General features: G+C 68.1%; 15 protein-coding genes and 2 pseudogenes. 10 read left to right on the top strand and 7 right to left on the bottom strand.

Annotation, left to right across the window (positions count from 1 at the left end; translation table 11 throughout):
- Position 1 precedes the first annotated feature (1 nt).
- Positions 2-169, bottom strand: a complete 168-nt coding sequence (locus IE263_RS00930; RefSeq protein ID WP_373311825.1) for a hypothetical protein — start codon at positions 167-169, stop codon at positions 2-4.
- 38 nt (positions 170-207) lie between these two features.
- Complete coding sequence (locus tag IE263_RS00925; RefSeq protein ID WP_189931167.1) at positions 208-1,575, bottom strand: hypothetical protein; 1,368 nt, start codon at positions 1,573-1,575, stop codon at positions 208-210.
- A 66-nt stretch (positions 1,576-1,641) separates the two neighbouring features.
- Here IE263_RS00925 and IE263_RS00920 point away from each other — a divergent pair, with 66 nt between their 5' ends.
- Complete coding sequence (locus tag IE263_RS00920; protein WP_373311824.1) at positions 1,642-2,946, top strand: molybdopterin-dependent oxidoreductase; 1,305 nt, start codon at positions 1,642-1,644, stop codon at positions 2,944-2,946.
- Positions 2,947-3,262: 316 nt separating this feature from the next.
- Here the strand turns inward: IE263_RS00920 and IE263_RS00915 are convergent, their stop codons facing one another.
- Genes IE263_RS00915 through IE263_RS00905 form a run of 3 tightly spaced genes read right to left on the bottom strand, consistent with a single transcriptional unit; the run spans position 3,263 to position 5,324 of the window.
- On the bottom strand, positions 3,263-4,015 hold the full coding sequence (locus IE263_RS00915; protein ID WP_189931162.1) for a class I SAM-dependent methyltransferase: 753 nt from the start codon (positions 4,013-4,015) through the stop codon (positions 3,263-3,265).
- The gene (locus IE263_RS00910) at positions 4,012-4,629 is read right to left on the bottom strand and encodes a TIGR04282 family arsenosugar biosynthesis glycosyltransferase (RefSeq protein WP_189931160.1); all 618 of its coding nucleotides are present in this window, start codon (positions 4,627-4,629) and stop codon (positions 4,012-4,014) included. The genes IE263_RS00915 and IE263_RS00910 overlap by 4 nt, the downstream gene beginning before the upstream one ends.
- Entirely contained in the window at positions 4,626-5,324 is a 699-nt protein-coding gene (locus IE263_RS00905) for a glycosyltransferase family 2 protein (protein ID WP_189931158.1), read from the bottom strand. Before IE263_RS00905 ends, IE263_RS00910 begins: the two co-directional genes overlap by 4 nt.
- 114 nt (positions 5,325-5,438) lie before the next feature.
- Between IE263_RS00905 and IE263_RS00900 the strand changes: the two genes are divergently transcribed.
- Positions 5,439-6,164 (top strand): response regulator transcription factor, encoded by a 726-nt coding sequence (locus tag IE263_RS00900; protein ID WP_189931156.1) that lies wholly within the window; start codon positions 5,439-5,441, stop codon positions 6,162-6,164.
- Between the two features lie 2 nt (positions 6,165-6,166).
- Positions 6,167-7,279 carry a sensor histidine kinase gene (locus tag IE263_RS00895; protein ID WP_189931154.1) on the top strand — a complete coding sequence of 371 codons (1,113 nt, stop codon included), beginning with the start codon at positions 6,167-6,169 and terminating at the stop codon, positions 7,277-7,279.
- 21 nt (positions 7,280-7,300) lie between these two features.
- Here the strand turns inward: IE263_RS00895 and IE263_RS00890 are convergent, their stop codons facing one another.
- Positions 7,301-8,305 carry an NAD-dependent epimerase/dehydratase family protein gene (locus IE263_RS00890; RefSeq protein ID WP_189931152.1) on the bottom strand — a complete coding sequence of 335 codons (1,005 nt, stop codon included), beginning with the start codon at positions 8,303-8,305 and terminating at the stop codon, positions 7,301-7,303.
- 156 nt (positions 8,306-8,461) lie between these two features.
- On the opposite strand from IE263_RS00890, the gene IE263_RS00885 reads away from it, so the two are divergent.
- Positions 8,462-9,199 carry a flavodoxin family protein gene (locus tag IE263_RS00885; protein WP_189931150.1) on the top strand — a complete coding sequence of 246 codons (738 nt, stop codon included), beginning with the start codon at positions 8,462-8,464 and terminating at the stop codon, positions 9,197-9,199.
- Positions 9,200-9,599: 400 nt separating this feature from the next.
- Positions 9,600-10,895, top strand: coding sequence for a Na+/H+ antiporter NhaA (nhaA, locus tag IE263_RS00880; RefSeq protein ID WP_189931148.1), 1,296 nt, complete (start codon positions 9,600-9,602; stop codon positions 10,893-10,895).
- A gap of 49 nt (positions 10,896-10,944) precedes the next feature.
- On the opposite strand, the pseudogene IE263_RS48145 reads toward nhaA, so the two are convergent.
- Positions 10,945-11,175, bottom strand: a pseudogene (locus IE263_RS48145) (TSUP family transporter); the annotation flags it as partial.
- Between IE263_RS48145 and IE263_RS00875 the strand changes: the two are divergent.
- The 5 genes and pseudogenes from IE263_RS00875 to IE263_RS00855 all read left to right on the top strand — a co-directional run.
- Positions 11,173-11,586: pseudogene (locus IE263_RS00875) on the top strand (site-specific integrase); the annotation flags it as partial. The pseudogenes IE263_RS48145 and IE263_RS00875 sit on opposite strands and share 3 nt — an antisense overlap.
- 802 nt (positions 11,587-12,388) lie before the next feature.
- On the top strand, positions 12,389-12,919 hold the full coding sequence (locus IE263_RS00870; protein ID WP_189931146.1) for a hypothetical protein: 531 nt from the start codon (positions 12,389-12,391) through the stop codon (positions 12,917-12,919).
- Positions 12,920-13,012: 93 nt separating this feature from the next.
- Positions 13,013-13,354, top strand: a complete 342-nt coding sequence (gene rplS / locus IE263_RS00865) for a 50S ribosomal protein L19 (RefSeq protein WP_189931144.1) — start codon at positions 13,013-13,015, stop codon at positions 13,352-13,354.
- A 683-nt stretch (positions 13,355-14,037) separates the two neighbouring features.
- Positions 14,038-14,547, top strand: a complete 510-nt coding sequence (locus IE263_RS00860; protein ID WP_189931141.1) for a hypothetical protein — start codon at positions 14,038-14,040, stop codon at positions 14,545-14,547.
- A 113-nt stretch (positions 14,548-14,660) separates the two neighbouring features.
- Positions 14,661-16,196, top strand: coding sequence for an AAA family ATPase (locus IE263_RS00855; RefSeq protein WP_189931139.1), 1,536 nt, complete (start codon positions 14,661-14,663; stop codon positions 16,194-16,196).
- The last annotated feature ends 109 nt before the right edge of the window (positions 16,197-16,305 follow it).

Here is a 16,305-nt window from a genome sequence, read left to right as displayed (position 1 = left end):
CTCATGAGATGCCTGCGGAAGTTGAGTCCGGGCGGACGCAACAGGTGCTGCCCTGCTGCTTGGCCAGGGAGTCGTCGTCGGCCTTGACGACGTACACCTCCCCGTGCTCGTGGCCGGGGCCTTGGACCCAGACCTTGTCCTGGAGGGCGTACCAACAGATGGTGTCCATCTCCGCGGCCGTGGTCGGACCGGACTCCTTCCCGGGCGTCACCACCCAGTGAGCAGCAGATGGTTGAGAAGCAGCGCGAGTACCGCCTGAGCGGCCAGCCAGGTGCGGGGTCGGGTGAGGAACGCGCAGGCCGGCAGCAGCCACACCGCGAAGGGGAGCCAGATGCGTTCCGTCTCGGCCTTGCTCATGCCAGACAGGTCGGCGGCCAGGAGGGCGAGGAGGGCCGCGGACACGAGAAGGGCGAGGCTGCCGTGGCCGGGGGGTTCGGTGCGCCGCCGGAGCAACACGGCACCCGTCCGCCGTAGCCCCGGTGCCGTCGCCAGGCCCGTGATCAGGACCGCGCAGGCGAGGTTCGCCCATACCCAGTAGCCGTACGGGCGGATGCCGCCCACGCCCTGGTAGTAGCGCGTGACCAGGAGGCGGTATGCCTCCCACCAGTCGAACCCGGCGAGGGTGAAGGCCGTCGGCACGACGGCCAGACCGGCGAGCAGCGGCACGAGCAGCATGGGCCGTTCCCGGACGTGCCGTCGGCCTAGCAGCAGCACCGCCGCGCCGATGAGTGCGACGAGTGTGAGGCCGTACGAGAGGTAGCAGGTGAGCCCGAAGAGGAGTCCGGCCGCCGCCGCCCTCCCCCACTCTCGGCTTCGCTCGAGCGGGGGGACCCCCATCGACGACCTTCCGCTGACCGCAAGTGCCAGCAGCGCCACGGCCCACGCCGCGACCGCCGCGAAGTACGCGTCGGCCGAGGTGCCCATCCACACTGCGGCCGGGGCCAGGACCAGGAAGGGCGCCGCTCGTCGCGCGAGGTTCTCACCGGCCAGTGCCCGTACCGCGACCAGCACGGCCACGCATGCCGTGGCGCCGACGGTGATGCACCACACCCCGGCCCAGCCGCCGCCCCGCAGGCCGATCCGGTCGAGGAGGACGAAGGTGAGCGTCGCCGCCGGGGGGTGGCCGGCGACATGGGCGGGCCAGTTGTCTGGGGACTCCAGAAGGATGTGGTGGGTGAAGTCCCGCAGGGTGGCCGGGATGTCGTCGAAGCGGTCGATGACCTGGAGGTACTCGTGGGGGGTGGTGAGGCGGCCCGCGATGCCCCGCTGCCAGCCGTCGATCAGGGCGAGGGAGGCGATCCAGGCCGTTGCCGTCGCCCAGGCCGTCGCGAGCAGGGCCCGCCAGGGCAGCCGGGCGGCGAGGACGGGGCCGTATGCCACCGCGGCCGCCGCCACGAGGAGGGCGGCCGGGGTGCCGGGGCCGACGTGTGGGGCCCAAGTGGCGAGCAACGGTGGCCAGTTGACGAACAGGGTGTGGTGGGAGTGCTGGATGTGCCGTCCGACCAGTACGGCCGCCGTGACGAGGAGGGCGGCGGACAGGGCGGCGTACAGATCGCGGAGGAGGGGGCGGGTCACATCCGCACGCTAGGCCGGGCGATGGGTTGAAGTACCTCCGTCCGGGCCGGATGTCAGCGTTTCGTCATGGGTCGCGGAGCCGTTCCGGGGGTGTGTCGGACCTACGGTCGAGCCATGACACGGTCTCCTTCCTCGCCGGGTTTCTGGCGCAGCCCCCTGCGCGGCCCGTGGCTGACCTCGGTGCTGGGCGTCGTCCTGCTCGGTGGGATCACGGTGCTGTTCGTGACGGGGCTGGTGTCCTACGCCGCCTACAACCCGAACCTGGCTCCGGTGAACGACAAGACCCCGGACAAGGGGATCCTCGGCTTCTACCTGTTCTCCTGGCCCACCGACCCGCACTGGCTGTACCGGCTGAACCAGGGTGTTCACGTCACGCTCGGCATCACGCTGATCCCCGTGCTGCTGGCCAAGCTGTGGTCGGTGATCCCGAGGCTGTTCGCGCTGCCGCCGGCTCGCTCGCTCGCGCACGCGCTGGAGCGGATCTCGCTGCTGTTGCTGGTCGGCGGCGCGCTGTTCGAGTTCGTGACGGGCGTGCTCAACATCCAGCTGGACTACATCTTCCCGGGCTCCTTCTACACCCTGCATTTCTACGGGGCCTGGGTGTTCTTCGCCGCGTTCGTCGCCCACGCCGTCCTGAAGACTCCCGCGGCTGTACGGAACCTGCGCCGGCTCAGGGAGGACGACTCATCCGATCCGGTCCCATCCGATCCGGTCCCATCCGATCTGGTCTCCCCGCGCCCGGATCCGCCGACCGTCTCCCGGCGTGGTGCCCTGTGGTTCGTCGGGGGCGGCACGCTGCTGCTGTTCGCGACCACGGTCGGGCAGAGCTTCGACGGGCTGCTGCGGCGCACCGCCCTGCTGGCCCCGCACGGCGGCGCCGACCCGGGCAGTGGCCCGAACGGCTTCCAGATCAACAAGACTGCCCGGTACGCCGGGATCGATACGGCGGAGACGACCGAGGACGCGTGGCGTCTCGTCGTGACCGGACGTACCGGCACCGTCCGCCTGAGCCGTGCCGAGCTGGCCCGACTTCCCTTGCACAGTGCGGCGTTGCCCATCGCCTGTGTCGAGGGCTGGTCGACGTCCGACCAGTGGTGGCGCGGGGTGCGGCTGCGCGACCTCGCCGTGCTCGTCGGGTACGACGACGATCCGCCGGACGTGCTCGTCGAGTCCCTCCAACGGCGCGGCGCCTTCCGTCGTGCCGCGCTGCGGGCCAACCAGGTCGCCGATCCGCGCTCTCTGCTCGCCCTGTACGTCAACGGCGAGGACCTGTCCCCCGACCACGGCTTCCCGGCACGGATCATCGTGTCCGCGGCGCCCGGCGTGCTGAACACCAAGTGGGTGGCCCGTATGACCTTCGGAGACCTCTGATGCGCCGACCGCTGATCCCGGTCGGAAGTCCGTTCCAGCTTCTGCTGCTCGCCGCCTCGTTCGCCCTCGCCGGCTACGCGGGCGTGCGCCTCCTTGCCGACGACTGGTTCGGGGTGGCGGTGTGGTTCGTGGGGGCGGCGCTGCTGCACGACCTCGTCCTGCTGCCGCTGTACGCGGTGGCGGACCGGGCCGTCGTGCAGGGGATCGGTGCGGCCGGGCACAGGGAGTGGGCGATGTACGTCCGTGTCCCGGCAGCGCTGTCCGGCCTGCTTCTGCTGGTGTGGTTCCCGCTGATCAGCGGGATGGTGGACCGGCGTTACCGCCTGGGCACCGGACTGTCTCCGGAGGGCTTCCTGGCCCGCTGGCTGCTGATCACTGCGGTGCTCTTCGGCGGCTCGGCGCTGCTGCTGGCGCTGCGGCTGCGCAGGGCGACGAAGCAGCGCCCGCCGGCCGTCCACTGACCGACAGCCCTCCACCCGGCCCTGCGTGCGTGCCGCAGAAGGGCCGGGGTGCCGAGCCGCGCCCAGGGGAACGCACCGTCTGGTCCACAGTTGTGGATGACGTCGACGACCTGCACCTCGACGCGCTCGTCGATGTCCACCGGCGCGGTCTCTGCGATCAACAGGCCGCCGCGGGAGAGGAGTCCGGCCACCCGGTCCAGCAGGGCGCGCGGATCGCCGCCGATGCCGACGTTGCCGTCCATGAGCAGGACGGTGCCCCAGCGGCCCTCGCCGGGCAGGGAGTCGAAGACGGAGCGCCGCAGTGCCTGGCCTCCGAGCCGTACGGCGTGGTGGACGGCGGTCTCGCTGACGTCGATGCCGAGGGCGGTCCGGCCACGGGCGGCGAGTTCCGCGACCAGCCGCCCGGGTCCGCAGCCGACGTCCAGCACTGCGCCCTCGCACCGGTCCAGTACGTCGAGGTCGACCGGGTCGGCGTGGGCGCACCAGCGTTCGACGTCGAGCGGCAGCAGCCAGCCGTCGGCGCGCCGCAGGAACAGTGGGCCACGACCGGCGCGCAGGGCGGTGGCGTACGGGTCGGCGACGGCCCAGGCGGCAGGCGTCGTGGTCATGGGCGCGTCACCGCCCGGCACCGGGCCAGCTGTGCCGCGAACCTCCCGCGAGGGGCGAGCGCGGCGACGGCGTGGGCGTCGGCGGCCGTGTCGACGTCCCGCAGGCGGGGCAGGTCCCGCACGCGCAGCCCCGCGCGCACCAGCCGCTCCCGTTGTACGGCGCCGGTGGCGGGCGTCGACATGGGCACGCCCCGGAGCAGGGCGGGATCGGGCTCGGCCAGCCCGAGGGCCCAGAAGCCACCGTCCTCGGCCGGACCGAGGTACGCGTCGCAGTCCGCGAAGTCGACGGTGAGCAGCTCCGGCGTCACCTGCGGGGTGTCCATGCCGATCAGCAGGGCGGGCCCGTCGCACCCGGCGAAAGCGGCTGCGAGCCGTTCGTCGAGACCGCCCGCGCACTGCCGTACGACGTCGAAGCCGGGCGGGAGCCAGGGACCGGGAGTGCCGTCCAGCACGAGGACGCGGCGGGCGGCGGGCGTGGCGGCCACGACCAGCAGGGTGTCGGCGAGCGAGGCCTCCGCGAGCGCCGCAGCTTCCGGTGGCGTGAACGGCGGGGTGAGCCGGGTCTTGACCCGGCCCGGCACAGGCTCCTTGGCGATGACGAGGAGGGTGGTCACCGGGCCGTCCTCTCGCGTACGGGTGCTTCGTTCAGCACGCGGCTCATGTCCCGTACCGCCTGCCAGGTGCCGCGCCAGGTGCCCGTCACCTTCGAGGCGCCGGTGCGGGGCAGGTAGGGGACGTCGTGCTCGGTGATGCGCCAGCCCGCGTCGGCGGCGCGCACCACCATCTGGAGCGGATAGCCGCTGCGCCGGTCGGTGAGGCCGAGGGCGAGCAGGGGCTCGCGGCGGGCGGCGCGCAGCGGTCCCAGGTCGTGCAGGCGCAGACCCGTGCGGCGGCGCAGCAGCCGGGCGAGCGCGAGATTGCCGGCCCTCGCGTGCGCCGGCCATGCGCCGCGGCCCTGCGGCCGCCTGCGGCCGAGCACCAGGTCGGCCGCGCCGGAGCGGACCTCGCGAACGAAGGGTTTCAGCTGTGCCGGGTCGAGGGAGGCGTCGCAGTCACAGAAGCACACGAACTCGGCGGTGGCCGCGGTCAGTCCCGCGTGGCAGGCCGCGCCGAAACCCCGCCGGGGCTCGTGCACGACGGTCGCCCCGAGCGATCGGGCGACATCCGCCGATCCGTCCGTGGAGCCGTTGTCCACGACCAGGGCCCGCCAGCCGGCCGGAACCCGGGCCAGGACCCAGGGAAGGGCCTCGGCCTCATTCAGGCAGGGGAGCACGACATCTACATCCGCGTCGGTGGTCACGGCTCTCACCCTACGAACGGGAATCGGGCATATCGGTCCTTCGCTCCTTACGAAACGCGGACGTCGGAGCCCCGGGAGCCGACCGAAGCCGCACAGAGGCGGGCCCGGTGCGAGGCTGGGGGCATGCAGCAGTCGTACGAGGCGGGCGGAGCGGACGCCCGCGCCCGGGTCCTGGTCGTCGACGACGATCCCACGGTCGCGGAGGTCGTCGCCGGTTACCTGGACCGGGCCGGATACGTCGTCGACCGGGCCGACGACGGTCCGGCCGCCCTGACCCGGGCCGCCGCACACTGGCCGGACCTGGTGGTGCTGGACCTGATGCTGCCCGGCATGGACGGCCTGGAGGTGTGCCGCCGGATGCGCGGCCGCGGGCCCGTGCCGGTCATCATGCTCACCGCGCGCGGCGACGAGGACGACCGCATCCTCGGCCTGGAGGTCGGTGCCGACGACTACGTCACCAAGCCGTTCAGCCCCCGCGAACTCGTCCTCAGGGTGGAGTCGGTGCTGCGCCGCGCCCGGCCCGAAGCAGGCACGCGGGCGCTGAGCGCGGCCGGACTGACCGTCGACCCCACCGCCCGCCGCGCCACCAAGAACGGCACCGAACTCGCCCTCACGCTCCGGGAGTTCGACCTCCTCGCCTTCTTCCTGCGCAATCAGGGACGGGCGTACGGCCGCGAGGACCTGATGCGCGAGGTATGGGGCTGGGACTTCGGTGACCTGTCCACCGTCACCGTCCACGTCCGCCGGCTGCGCGGCAAGGTCGAGGACGACCCGGCCCGGCCCCGGCTCATCCAGACGGTGTGGGGCGTGGGCTACCGCTTCGAACCCGGCGGCGGGGAGGAGGACTGACCGTGCGCGACACCCTCCTCATCGCCCTGTACGCCTTCGCCGGCGCCGCCGTCACCGGCCTGGCCGGAGCCGGTGCGCTGCGCCTGCTGCGCCGCCGTTCGCTCACCGCGTCGCTCACCGTGGTCGCGGCGGTCGGAGTGGTCGCGATGCTCGCGGGCACGCTCGCCGTCGCCTGGGCGATGTTCCTGTCGCCGCACGACCTCACCGTGGTGACGACCGTGGTGGCGATGGCAGCCGTGGTCTCCCTCGCGACCGCGCTGCTGCTGGGCCGCTGGGTCGTCGCCCGCAGCCGTGAACTTGCCCTCGCCGCACGCTCGTTCGGCGACGGCGGCGACTTCTCCGCTCCCGATGGCCCGGCCACCGCCGAACTCGAGTCACTCAGCCAGGAGCTGGCGGCCACCAGTGCGAAGCTCGCCGAGTCCCGCAACCGTGAGCGCGCGTTGGAGACCTCCCGGCGCGAACTGGTCTCCTGGATCTCCCACGACCTGCGCACCCCGCTGGCCGGCCTGCGTGCCATGTCCGAGGCGCTGGAGGACGGGGTCGCCGCCGACCCCGAGCGCTACCTGAGGCAGATCCGCACCGAGGTCGAACGCCTCAACGGCATGGTCGGCGACCTCTTCGAGCTCTCCCGCATCCACGCCGGAACCCTGCCCCTGAACCCCGCCAGGATCTCCCTGTACGACCTGATCGGCGACGCCCTCGCGGGCGCGGACCCGCTCGCCCGCGAGCACGGCGTAAAGCTGGTCGGCGACGATGTGGACGCGGTCCCGGTCGAGGTCGACGGCAAGGAGATGAGCCGCGTCCTGGGCAACCTCCTGGTCAACGCCATCCGCCGCACCCCTGCCGACGGTACGGTCGCGGTTGCCGCCGAGCGCTCGCCCGACGGTGTGGTCGTGTCCGTCACGGACGGCTGCGGCGGCATCCCCGACGAGGACCTGCCCCGCGTCTTCGACACCGGCTGGCGAGGCACGCACGCCCGCACGCCCCCGGCGGGCGCGGGCCTCGGCCTCGCCATCGTGCGGGGCATCGTGGAGGCCCACCACGGGCGGGCCACCGTACGCAACATCCCGGGCGGATGCCGCTTCGAGGTGGTGCTGCCCGCCGCCGCTTCCTGAACACGGGCAGCACCACCGGTCCTACGCCCACCGCATCCCGGCACGCGCGAACTCCGCCATGCCTTCCGCGAACCCGACCTGGGGCTTCCAGCCGAATTCGGCTCGCAGCCGTGAGGAGTCCGCGGTGATGTGCCGGACGTCTCCCAGCCGGTACTCGCCGGTGACGACGGGCTCGGGTCCCCCGCACGCCGAGGCCAGCGCACATGCCATCTCGCCCACGGTGTGCGGCTCACCGCTGCCCGTGTTGTACGCCGTCAGCGCCCCGCTCGGCGCCCCGGCCGCCTCCAGCGCGGCCACGTTGGCGGCGGCCACGTCCCGCACGTGCACGAAGTCACGTCGCTGACAGCCGTCCTCGAAGACACGCGGCGCCTCGCCCCGGGCGAGTGCGGACCGGAAGAAGGAGGCGACCCCGGCGTACGGGGTGTCGCGGGGCATCCGGGGCCCGTACACGTTGTGGTAGCGCAGCGACACCGCCGAGCAGCCCGTAGACCGGGCCCACGCGGCGGCCAGGTGCTCCTGCGCGAGCTTGGTCGTGGCGTACACGTTCCGCGGATCGACCGGCGCGTCCTCCCCGACCAGCCCGGGAGCCAGCGCCTCCCCGCACACCGGGCACGGCGGCTCGAACCGCCCCGCGTCCAGATCGGCGACGTTCCGCGGCCCCGGCCGCACCACCCCGTGCCGCCGACACTCGTACCGCCCCTCCCCGTACACGACCATCGACCCGGCCAGCACGAGACGCCGTACCCCCGCGTCGGCCATCGCGGCGAGCAGCACGGCGGTGCCCAGGTCGTTGCGCGAGACGTACTCCGCCGCGTCGGCGACCCCGTTGCCGAGCCCGACCATCGCCGCCTGATGGCATACGGCGTCGACACCGGCCAGCGCGCGGGCGACCGCCGCCGGGTCCCGCACATCGGCGCCGGGATCCGCCCGGACGTCGTACACGACCGGCTCGTGCCCGTGGGCCGTGAGCGCCTCGACGACATGGGACCCGATGAATCCGGCACCGCCGGTGACCAGTACACGCATACGGCCACGCTAGATCCGCGACGGTGCCGCGCCCCCGTGACCGGCCCTGCACGTCATCACTCCGTAAGACGTCGAAGGCGCGTCGGAAGGGGACAAAACGGTACCTCCGCGAGACGCTGCCGTACGCGCCCCTCATCGCCGCCCAGGGAGACCGTCATGGCAACGTCGCCTTCCCCGTCCGCGAACGACTCCTACCGCTTCGACGACCTCACCGCCCTGTTCATCAACTGCACGCTCAAGCCGTCCCCGCAGCTCAGCCACACCCAGGGACTGATCGACAAGAGCGCGGCGGTCATGATGGAGCGCGGGGTCACCACATCCGAGATCCGGGCCGTCGACCACAACGTCGCCCCCGGCGTATATCCGGACATGACCGAGCACGGCTTCGCGGTCGACGAGTGGCCCGCGCTGTACGAGCAGGTGATGGCCGCCGACATCCTGGTGCTTGCCGGACCGATCTGGCTCGGCGACAACAGCTCCGTCACCAAGAAGGTCATCGAGCGGCTCTACGCCTGCTCCTCACTGCTCAACTCCCAGGGCCAGTACGCCTACTACGGCCGCGTCGGAGGCTGTCTGATCACCGGAAACGAGGACGGCGTGAAGCACTGTGCGATGAACGTCCTCTACAGCCTCCAGCACCTCGGCTACACGATCCCGCCCCAGGCCGACGCCGGGTGGATCGGCGCGGCCGGCCCCGGACCGTCGTACCTCGACGCGGGCTCGGGCGGCCCGGAGAACGACTTCACCAACCGCAACACCGCCTTCATGACCTGGAACCTGATGCACCTGGCCGCTCTGCTCAAGCGCTCGGGCGGCGTCCCCGCCCACGGCAACCAACGCTCCGAATGGGACGCCGGCTGCAGTGCCGAGGCGGCCAACCCCGAACACCGCTGAGGCGCTCACGCCCGAGGCGTACGGCTTGCGTCATCCATCCGGCGCAGGCTGTGCGGACCTGCACTGGTAGCCGGCCCTCCGTGGCCACGGCAAACTGCCGGCGGTCGGTTGCTTCGCATCCCGCCGACCCAGGTGGTCATCGACGACGCCCGCGACCGAACTGCGGTCGAAGATCGGTCGACCGAGCCGACGTCCGCTGTTCACCGGCGTCACGAAAGCAAGGTCATCTGGGATACGTCACCACCGAGCAGGTCGAAACGATCCTCGATCGACTGGGCCGGGCGGTCTGCCACGGATAGGGTGTAAAGAACGCGTCAAGATGACGCGGGGTGTGCCGGGAAGTCTGGTCGGCGTCCGTAGGGCCGTGTGCCTTTTGCCGACACCCCGGAGGTTCGCCGACTTGGCCGCCAGCCCGCCCCGTGCCCCGTTCCTAGGTCTTCTCTCCTGGCCGGAACGGCAGGCTGTAGCTCGGGCTCTGCGTACCGAGACGGTGGGTGGCCTGGTCCTGCTGGTCGCCGCGACAGTGGCGCTGGTGTGGGCGAACGCTCCCTTCAGCAGCACGTACTTCACCATCCGTGACTTCCACTTCGGGATACCCGCCCTGGGGTTGGACCTGTCAGTCGGCCACTGGACCTCCGACGGGCTGCTGACTGTGTTCTTCCTGGTCGCCGGGATCGAACTGAAGCGCGAGCTGGTCGTCGGCTCACTGCGCACCCCGGCCACGGCGGTGCTGCCGGTCATCGCCGCATTGTGCGGCATGCTGGTACCCGCCACCCTGTACGCGATCACTGCTGCCGCCGGCAGAGGCAGCATGGACGGCTGGGCAGTACCCATGGCCACCGACATCGCCTTCGCCCTGGCAGTCCTGGCAGTCATCTCCACCCATCTGCCAACCGCCCTGCGCGCCTTCCTGCTCACCCTCGCGGTCGTCGACGACCTCGGCGCGATCCTGATCATCGCCACCTTCTTCACCTCCGACCTCAACTACTGGGCTCTGGCCGGGGCCTTCGCGGGACTGGGTGTCTTCTACGTCCTGCAGCGCCTGCGGGTGCGGGGCTGGTGGTGGTATCTGCCGCTGGGTGTGACGGTCTGGGCGCTGATGAACAACGGCGGTGTCCATGCCACCGTCGCAGGGGTCGCCATGGGACTGATCCTGCGCACCACCCGCGAGGGGGGCGAACAGAAATCCCCCGGGGAACGCACCGGGCATCTGCTGCACCCGCTCTCCGCCGGAATCTGTGTTCCACTGTTCGCGCTGTTCGCCGCAGGGGTCAGCGTCTCCGCAGAAGGGCTGGGCAAGGTCTTCGCCACGCCCGAACCCCTCGGAGTCATCGTCGGTCTGGTCGTGGGCAAGATCCTCGGCATCTTCGCCGGCACCTACCTCGCCGCGCGCTTCACCCGCGCCCAACTCAACCCGGACCTGGCCTGGGCCGACATCTTCGGCCTGGCAACACTGGCCGGGATCGGTTTCACCGTCGCCCTGCTCATCGGCGAACTCGCCTTCCCGGGCACCGCCGTCGGCGAGCACATCAAGGTCGCCGTCCTGATCGCGTCGCTCACCGCCGCCGTGCTCGCCACCCTGTTGCTGCGCCGCAGGAACAGCGTCTACCGGCGTCTGTACGAGGAGGAAAACCTCGACGAGGACGCCGACGACATCCCCGACATCTACCAGCGCACCGAAGGCAGCAGCACATGACCCCGCCACTGCCACCCGCCTGCTCACCGCAGCAGCATGGCTGCAGGTCGAGCGGCAGGAGCAGGGTGGCGATCAGGAGTCGGAAGACGCGCGGGCCGGGGAGGGCGAAGACGCGGATGGCGGCGCCGAGGACGACGCCGGGCAGCGTGCCCAGCACCAGACGCCGGGCGAGGTCACCACGCAGGGCGCCGCCGCGATGGTAGCGCCACAGGGCGCCGAGGCCGGCGACGACGTTGAACAGCAGGTTCGCCGGAGTGACCGCCGGGTTGGGCACGCCGAGCTCCGGTGGCACCTGGAGTCGTATGCCGAGCCGGGGCCCGACGGGTTGCTCTTCGTGGGGGAGAAGGGGGCACCGTTCCGCCGCAGCACCTTCGGCCGGAGGTGGCGCAAGGCGCGTGAGATCGTCGGCATGCCCGAGGGCTTCCGCTTCTACGACCTCCGCCACACCGGACACACCCTGTCCACGCGGTCCGGCGCCACCCTCAAAGACACGATGGTCCGCGCCGGCCAGTCCTCCGAGAAAGCGGCGCTGATCTACCAGCACTCCGACGACGACCGGCAGCAGGAAGTTGCAGCCGCCCTCGACGCGACAGTCCGCAAGGCACGCCAGGAAGCTGCGAGCGTGCCAGATCAGGAGATCCCCGCCCCCGACGATCACCGTTCTGGCACGAATCTGGCACGCGGCGAGTGATCGCAGAAGACAGCAAAAAAGGCCCGGGTCTCTGACCTGGGCCTTCTTCATGGAGCGGGTGACGAGAATCGAACTCGCGCTCTCAGCTTGGGAAGCTGCGATCATTTGGGGTTGGTTCCGGCGCTGACCTGGTCAGACGGCCGGGGTGCTGCCTTACCCAGGCTCGGCTGCTTTCACCGTGATGCCCCGCTGTTCCCCGCTGGATCTGGTGCGCTTGTGGTGCGGCCGTGCTGGGTAGCCACGGCCGCACCCTTCTGATCTGTAGCTCTACAGAGACCGGTCAACGCGGGTCGTTCCGGCTGACCTAGAGGCCCTGGGGGCTGCTACCAGTCGGTAGTAGTTGCTGTGGTTGCGGTACCCGGCTGCTGTACGGCGGCCTGCTGCTCCTGGCGCTCCAGGATCGCTGGGGCTCTCCGTCGCCACGACGTTGCCGCTACAACTACAAGCACGCTGATCAGGGCGATAGTGGGCGCCCCCTCAGGTGGCCTTGTGGCGGTCTGCCATGGTACGTCGCTGTTGCCACGTATATAGGCACTCACCGTTATGGTCCCACCGCCTACGGCTATGCCTCGGCCAGTCGCCCGAGGCTTGGCCAGGGGGCATCGCGTGGCGGTACGCCGAGCGCCGACTTGGAAGAGTGCAACCGCGGGCCAGCCGCTCTGGTCGCGGTACCTAAAGAACATCGATCAGTAGCCCAGAAGGACCAACAATTGATGTCGCTCCCGCATCATCGATTGTCGTCTTCTTATAATGGCGCAGACGTCCAACCGCGCGAGGACTAGCCAACATTAGCGGAGTGCGAATGGGGCAAGCCAAAGACTTCACCGTGACGACATTTGGCCTCTTGATTGCATTCTTCTTGCCGGGGCTAATTGGGCTTTACGGATTCAGTCTTTGGAACCACCAGGCTGCGGAAACCTTCAAGACATTCAGGACTTCCGGCTCTAATATCGGCCTCTTTCTTTTGCTCCTCATGGCTTCACTTGCGGTTGGGCTTACCCTCACCCCAATTCGAGCCCTCCTGTACGAGGAGAAAATCTGCAAGAGTCATAGACCTGCCGCCAACCTCTACAGGAATCTTCATCGCGGTAATCGACATGAAGGTTTTCGCACAATCGTCGACGAGCAGTACAGGTACCATCAATTCTGGGGGAACTCCTCTCTTGCCGCCATCCCCCTCATGCTTCGCGTGACGCTCGACTGTTTTTCGGCGTCTCTGGTGTTGGGAATCTTTGTGATGCTTGCGTTCCTGGCGGTCGAAACAGTGACTGTATGGGCCGCCATTCAGGGCTACATCAGATACGTCCAAAAGCACAACGCACTCTTGAGATAGAAGTGGCCATCGTTTAAGGAAGGTCCAGTGCCGAACGGCATCCCGCATTCTCCAGGGGCAACACCTCCGCGCAAGGCAAGTGCCGGACACTTGATGGCGGCGGTCGAGGCCGCGTCACTGCGCACCGATGTCCCGGCCTTCCGCCCAGGTGACACCGTCAACGTCCACGTCCGCGTCATCGAGGGCAACCGCTCCCGTGTGCAGCAGTTCAAGGGCGTTGTGATCCGCCGCCAGGGCGCCGGTGTCCGCGAGACCTTCACGGTCCGCAAGGTCTCCTTCTCCATCGGCGTCGAGCGCACCTTCCCGGTGCACACCCCGATCGTCGAGAAGATCGAGCTGGTCACCCGCGGCAACGTGCGCCGCGCCAAGCTGTACTACCTCCGTGAGCTCCGCGGCAAGGCCGCGAAGATCAAGGAGAAACCGAAGCGTCGTTAACCTCGGCATTTCATGACGGTCCGTCGGATCTTCCGGGGCGCCCGTCGCAGTATCCCGCCGGGCTCAGCAACGATGCCGGTGCGGTCGACTAGAGCAAGCCGCGACGGCCGGCCCGTGAAGGCAACCTGGAGCTGTTCGCCTCCAAGGTCCTCAGCTTGGGAAGCTCGGGTCTCTTGGCCGCGGTTGCAGCAGTGACCTGCGGCGGAGCGATGTTGGAGTCCTGGTCGCACCCGGGGCAAGTTCCCGTGGTTCCCCGCAGGATCTGGCACGCGAATGGCACGGCCTCTTCGCCTCGAACGTCCTTTGGCGGAGCTGGGCCCCGGAGTGTCTGAGCCTCAGCCGACGACAGTCAGCCACGACGGCGGGTGCGTCGACCGACCACGCACGCGTATGCCTCGCTGCACCCCCACCGACCTCAGCCACGCTACTGGCTTGTGTCGTCGACCAGAGTAAGCCGCGACGGCCGGCCCGTGACGGACGGGTGCGCGGGCCCTCGGCTGGGGTGGTGCGGTGAGTGCAGGCGCTCGTTGAACGACGTGGGGTCCCTGTGACGCACGCACCTTCTACAAGCCATCCCGCAAACACTGGGTGAGCCAATCGCTTGGTGGGTAGTGTGGAACGTTGTCGGGGCCGACCACCCTTGTGGCGCTGGCCAGGGTTCCGCAGGGGGTAGCGCAGATTACATGCCAACAGTCACGCTTGCCGATCAAATGCTATTGCACATTTCCACCAGCAAGAGTGCGACAATATCGGCACTTCCAGTAGGTGGCAGCAAATATCCGTTCCCCACGGCTCAACTGCTGCAGCAGATCGTCTCGGATCGTCTGCTTCTAGCGGGAGGGCATCTCCGAGCGGGTGACGCTCTACTTTTTGCGACACAATACAGATCGGCCATCAGTCGTTTCTACTACGCAATGTATCAAGCGGCGCGCGCCATCGCTTTCGCGGAAATTAAAGGTGACGATCACGAGCGCCACAACATCCTTCCGCGGAATCTCCCGGCGGGCATCGATAGCCCGGTCTTGCGTGAGGCTGAACTCGTGGATGCCCGCCTGCTGCGCAATCAGGCTGATTATGACATCTACCCAATCAACGAATCCGATTGGGAAAACGATGCTCGTGCACTTTCAGCAACAGCGGCCAACTTTGTCCAGATGTGCGAATCTTTCGCCCTGACGAACGGATATATCTGATGTCGGCAAGTGATTACGAAGCCCGAATCGCTCGGGTACTTGACGATGCAGACATCCCCATCGTGCGTGTTGAGGAAAGGTCATTTCCTGGCGAACGATGGTTTCTTGTTTGGGTGGACGAAGACTCGATAGCGGCAGCGCAGAGTCTGGCTGGACCTATTGAGCAAGAACTAAATTCCGTCCACGATACGGAAAATGAATCTCTCGCTGTCACCTTTAGGCCGCACCGTACCAGTGTTGAAAAGCCTCTGGTCTCTACGCCAAAGAGTGTCCTCGCCTCTTCAAAAGTTGACCAGCTGATCCAGCTGTTGGAAGCTAGGTCGCGCACATCTGACGCACTTCCCAGTCTCAAGTACATGGAAGATCCCCGGGCTAGTCTGGCCGCTATTGGTGCGTCACGTCACCACCTCGTCTACGGTCGACGTGGTGTAGGGAAGACCGCGCTCCTTCTTGAGGCTAAGCGTCTCGCCGAGAGAGAAGGGCACGTAACGGCGTGGATGAATGCCCACACCCTGCGGCTAATGAACTCATCTTCCGCTTTCCTTATGATTGCGGAGACTGTACTAACCTCCTTGATTCAGCACGCAGGCACTTCCCAGGGTGATTCCTTCGCTCGCCTAAAGGATCTCGGCGAGAAAGTCACATCTCTCCGGGCCGCTGAAGGAGATGCAGAGCTCGGCGAAACCATCGCTGATCTGAATAGGGGATTGCGGACAGTCCTGCGAGCGGGGATCGTTCGCCTGTACCTGTATCTCGATGACTTCTACCTTTTTCCCATCTCCGCGCAACCGCATCTGCTTGACTACTTGACTAGCATGCTGCGCGACTGTGATGGCTGGCTGAAGGTTGCGAGCATCGAACGCTTGACGCGGCCTTTCGAGCCATCCTCGCATATCGGCATTGAAATTCCGCATGACGCATCCAAGATCGATCTGGACGTGACTTTGGAAGATCCTGAGGCCACGCAGAGGTTCTTGGAGTCCGTGCTTACGAACTACACGGAAACTGTGGGGATCGCTAAGCCGTCGAGTATCACCCGTAATGCGGCGCTTGGCAGGCTGATTCTCGGTTCAGGTGGTGTACCTAGGGATTACTTGAACCTTTTCGCCTCTTCGATCGTGGCAGCTAGATCCCGGACAAACGCTCGGGAGGTCGGACAGGAAGACGTCGCAGATGCCGCCGGTAAGGCGGCGCGAGGAAAATTGAGAGATCTAGAGCAGGATGTTTCTGCAGATAACGCCGATTCTTTGACCTCGGCTCTCGAATACCTTTCGTCGTATGTTCGGGGAGAGGGGTACACCTACTTCCGCGTCGATGTTGCCCAAAAATCCCTCCCGGCCTATGAGACTCTTGCACGCCTCGTTGACCTCCGGTTTGCGCATCTGATTCAGGCTACGCTCTCAGACCAGCACCGCCAGGGAGTCAAGTATGAGGCGTACATTCTCGACCTAAGTCAGTACTCAGATGTGCGCTTGAAGCGGGGGCTGCACGTACTTGACCTCGAGGACGGCAAATGGACTTTTAGGTTGAGCGGCAAGGCTAATACGCTCAGGAAATTGAAGAGCACTCTATTCCGAGACGAGTTGCGGCGATCGCCTGTACTCGATCTGGAAGCACTTGGGCGGCATGCGGGCCTGAACACGGCGTGAGGTCGGTAGAACGACTTTGGGGCCGTGATCTTCGAGGCACGCGCCAGAGTGGCTGCGCAAAGCCGTGTAGCCGACCGCCGCAGCCGCGATGAACCCCTGCTTCGGCATC

Origin of the sequence: Streptomyces aurantiogriseus (assembly GCF_014649375.1) — a bacterium.
GTDB classification, from domain to species: domain Bacteria; phylum Actinomycetota; class Actinomycetes; order Streptomycetales; family Streptomycetaceae; genus Streptomyces; species Streptomyces aurantiogriseus.
Note: the sequence above shows the minus strand (reverse complement) of the source record. Positions and strands in the feature narration are given on the sequence as shown.

Excerpts from the sequence above, each read along its gene's own strand:
- IE263_RS00860 (WP_189931141.1), top strand. The coding sequence starts at position 14,038 with ATGCCAACAGTCACGCTTGCCGATCAAATGCTATTGCACATTTCCACC.
- IE263_RS00870 (WP_189931146.1), top strand. The coding sequence starts at position 12,389 with ATGGGGCAAGCCAAAGACTTCACCGTGACGACATTTGGCCTCTTGATT.
- IE263_RS00915 (WP_189931162.1), bottom strand. The coding sequence starts at position 4,015 with ATGACCACGACGCCTGCCGCCTGGGCCGTCGCCGACCCGTACGCCACC.
- IE263_RS00885 (WP_189931150.1), top strand. The coding sequence starts at position 8,462 with ATGGCAACGTCGCCTTCCCCGTCCGCGAACGACTCCTACCGCTTCGAC.
- IE263_RS00920 (WP_373311824.1), top strand. The coding sequence starts at position 1,642 with ATGGGTCGCGGAGCCGTTCCGGGGGTGTGTCGGACCTACGGTCGAGCC.
- rplS (WP_189931144.1), top strand. The coding sequence starts at position 13,013 with ATGGCGGCGGTCGAGGCCGCGTCACTGCGCACCGATGTCCCGGCCTTC.
- IE263_RS00930 (WP_373311825.1), bottom strand. The coding sequence starts at position 169 with ATGGACACCATCTGTTGGTACGCCCTCCAGGACAAGGTCTGGGTCCAA.
- IE263_RS00900 (WP_189931156.1), top strand. The coding sequence starts at position 5,439 with ATGCAGCAGTCGTACGAGGCGGGCGGAGCGGACGCCCGCGCCCGGGTC.
- IE263_RS00890 (WP_189931152.1), bottom strand. The coding sequence starts at position 8,305 with ATGCGTGTACTGGTCACCGGCGGTGCCGGATTCATCGGGTCCCATGTC.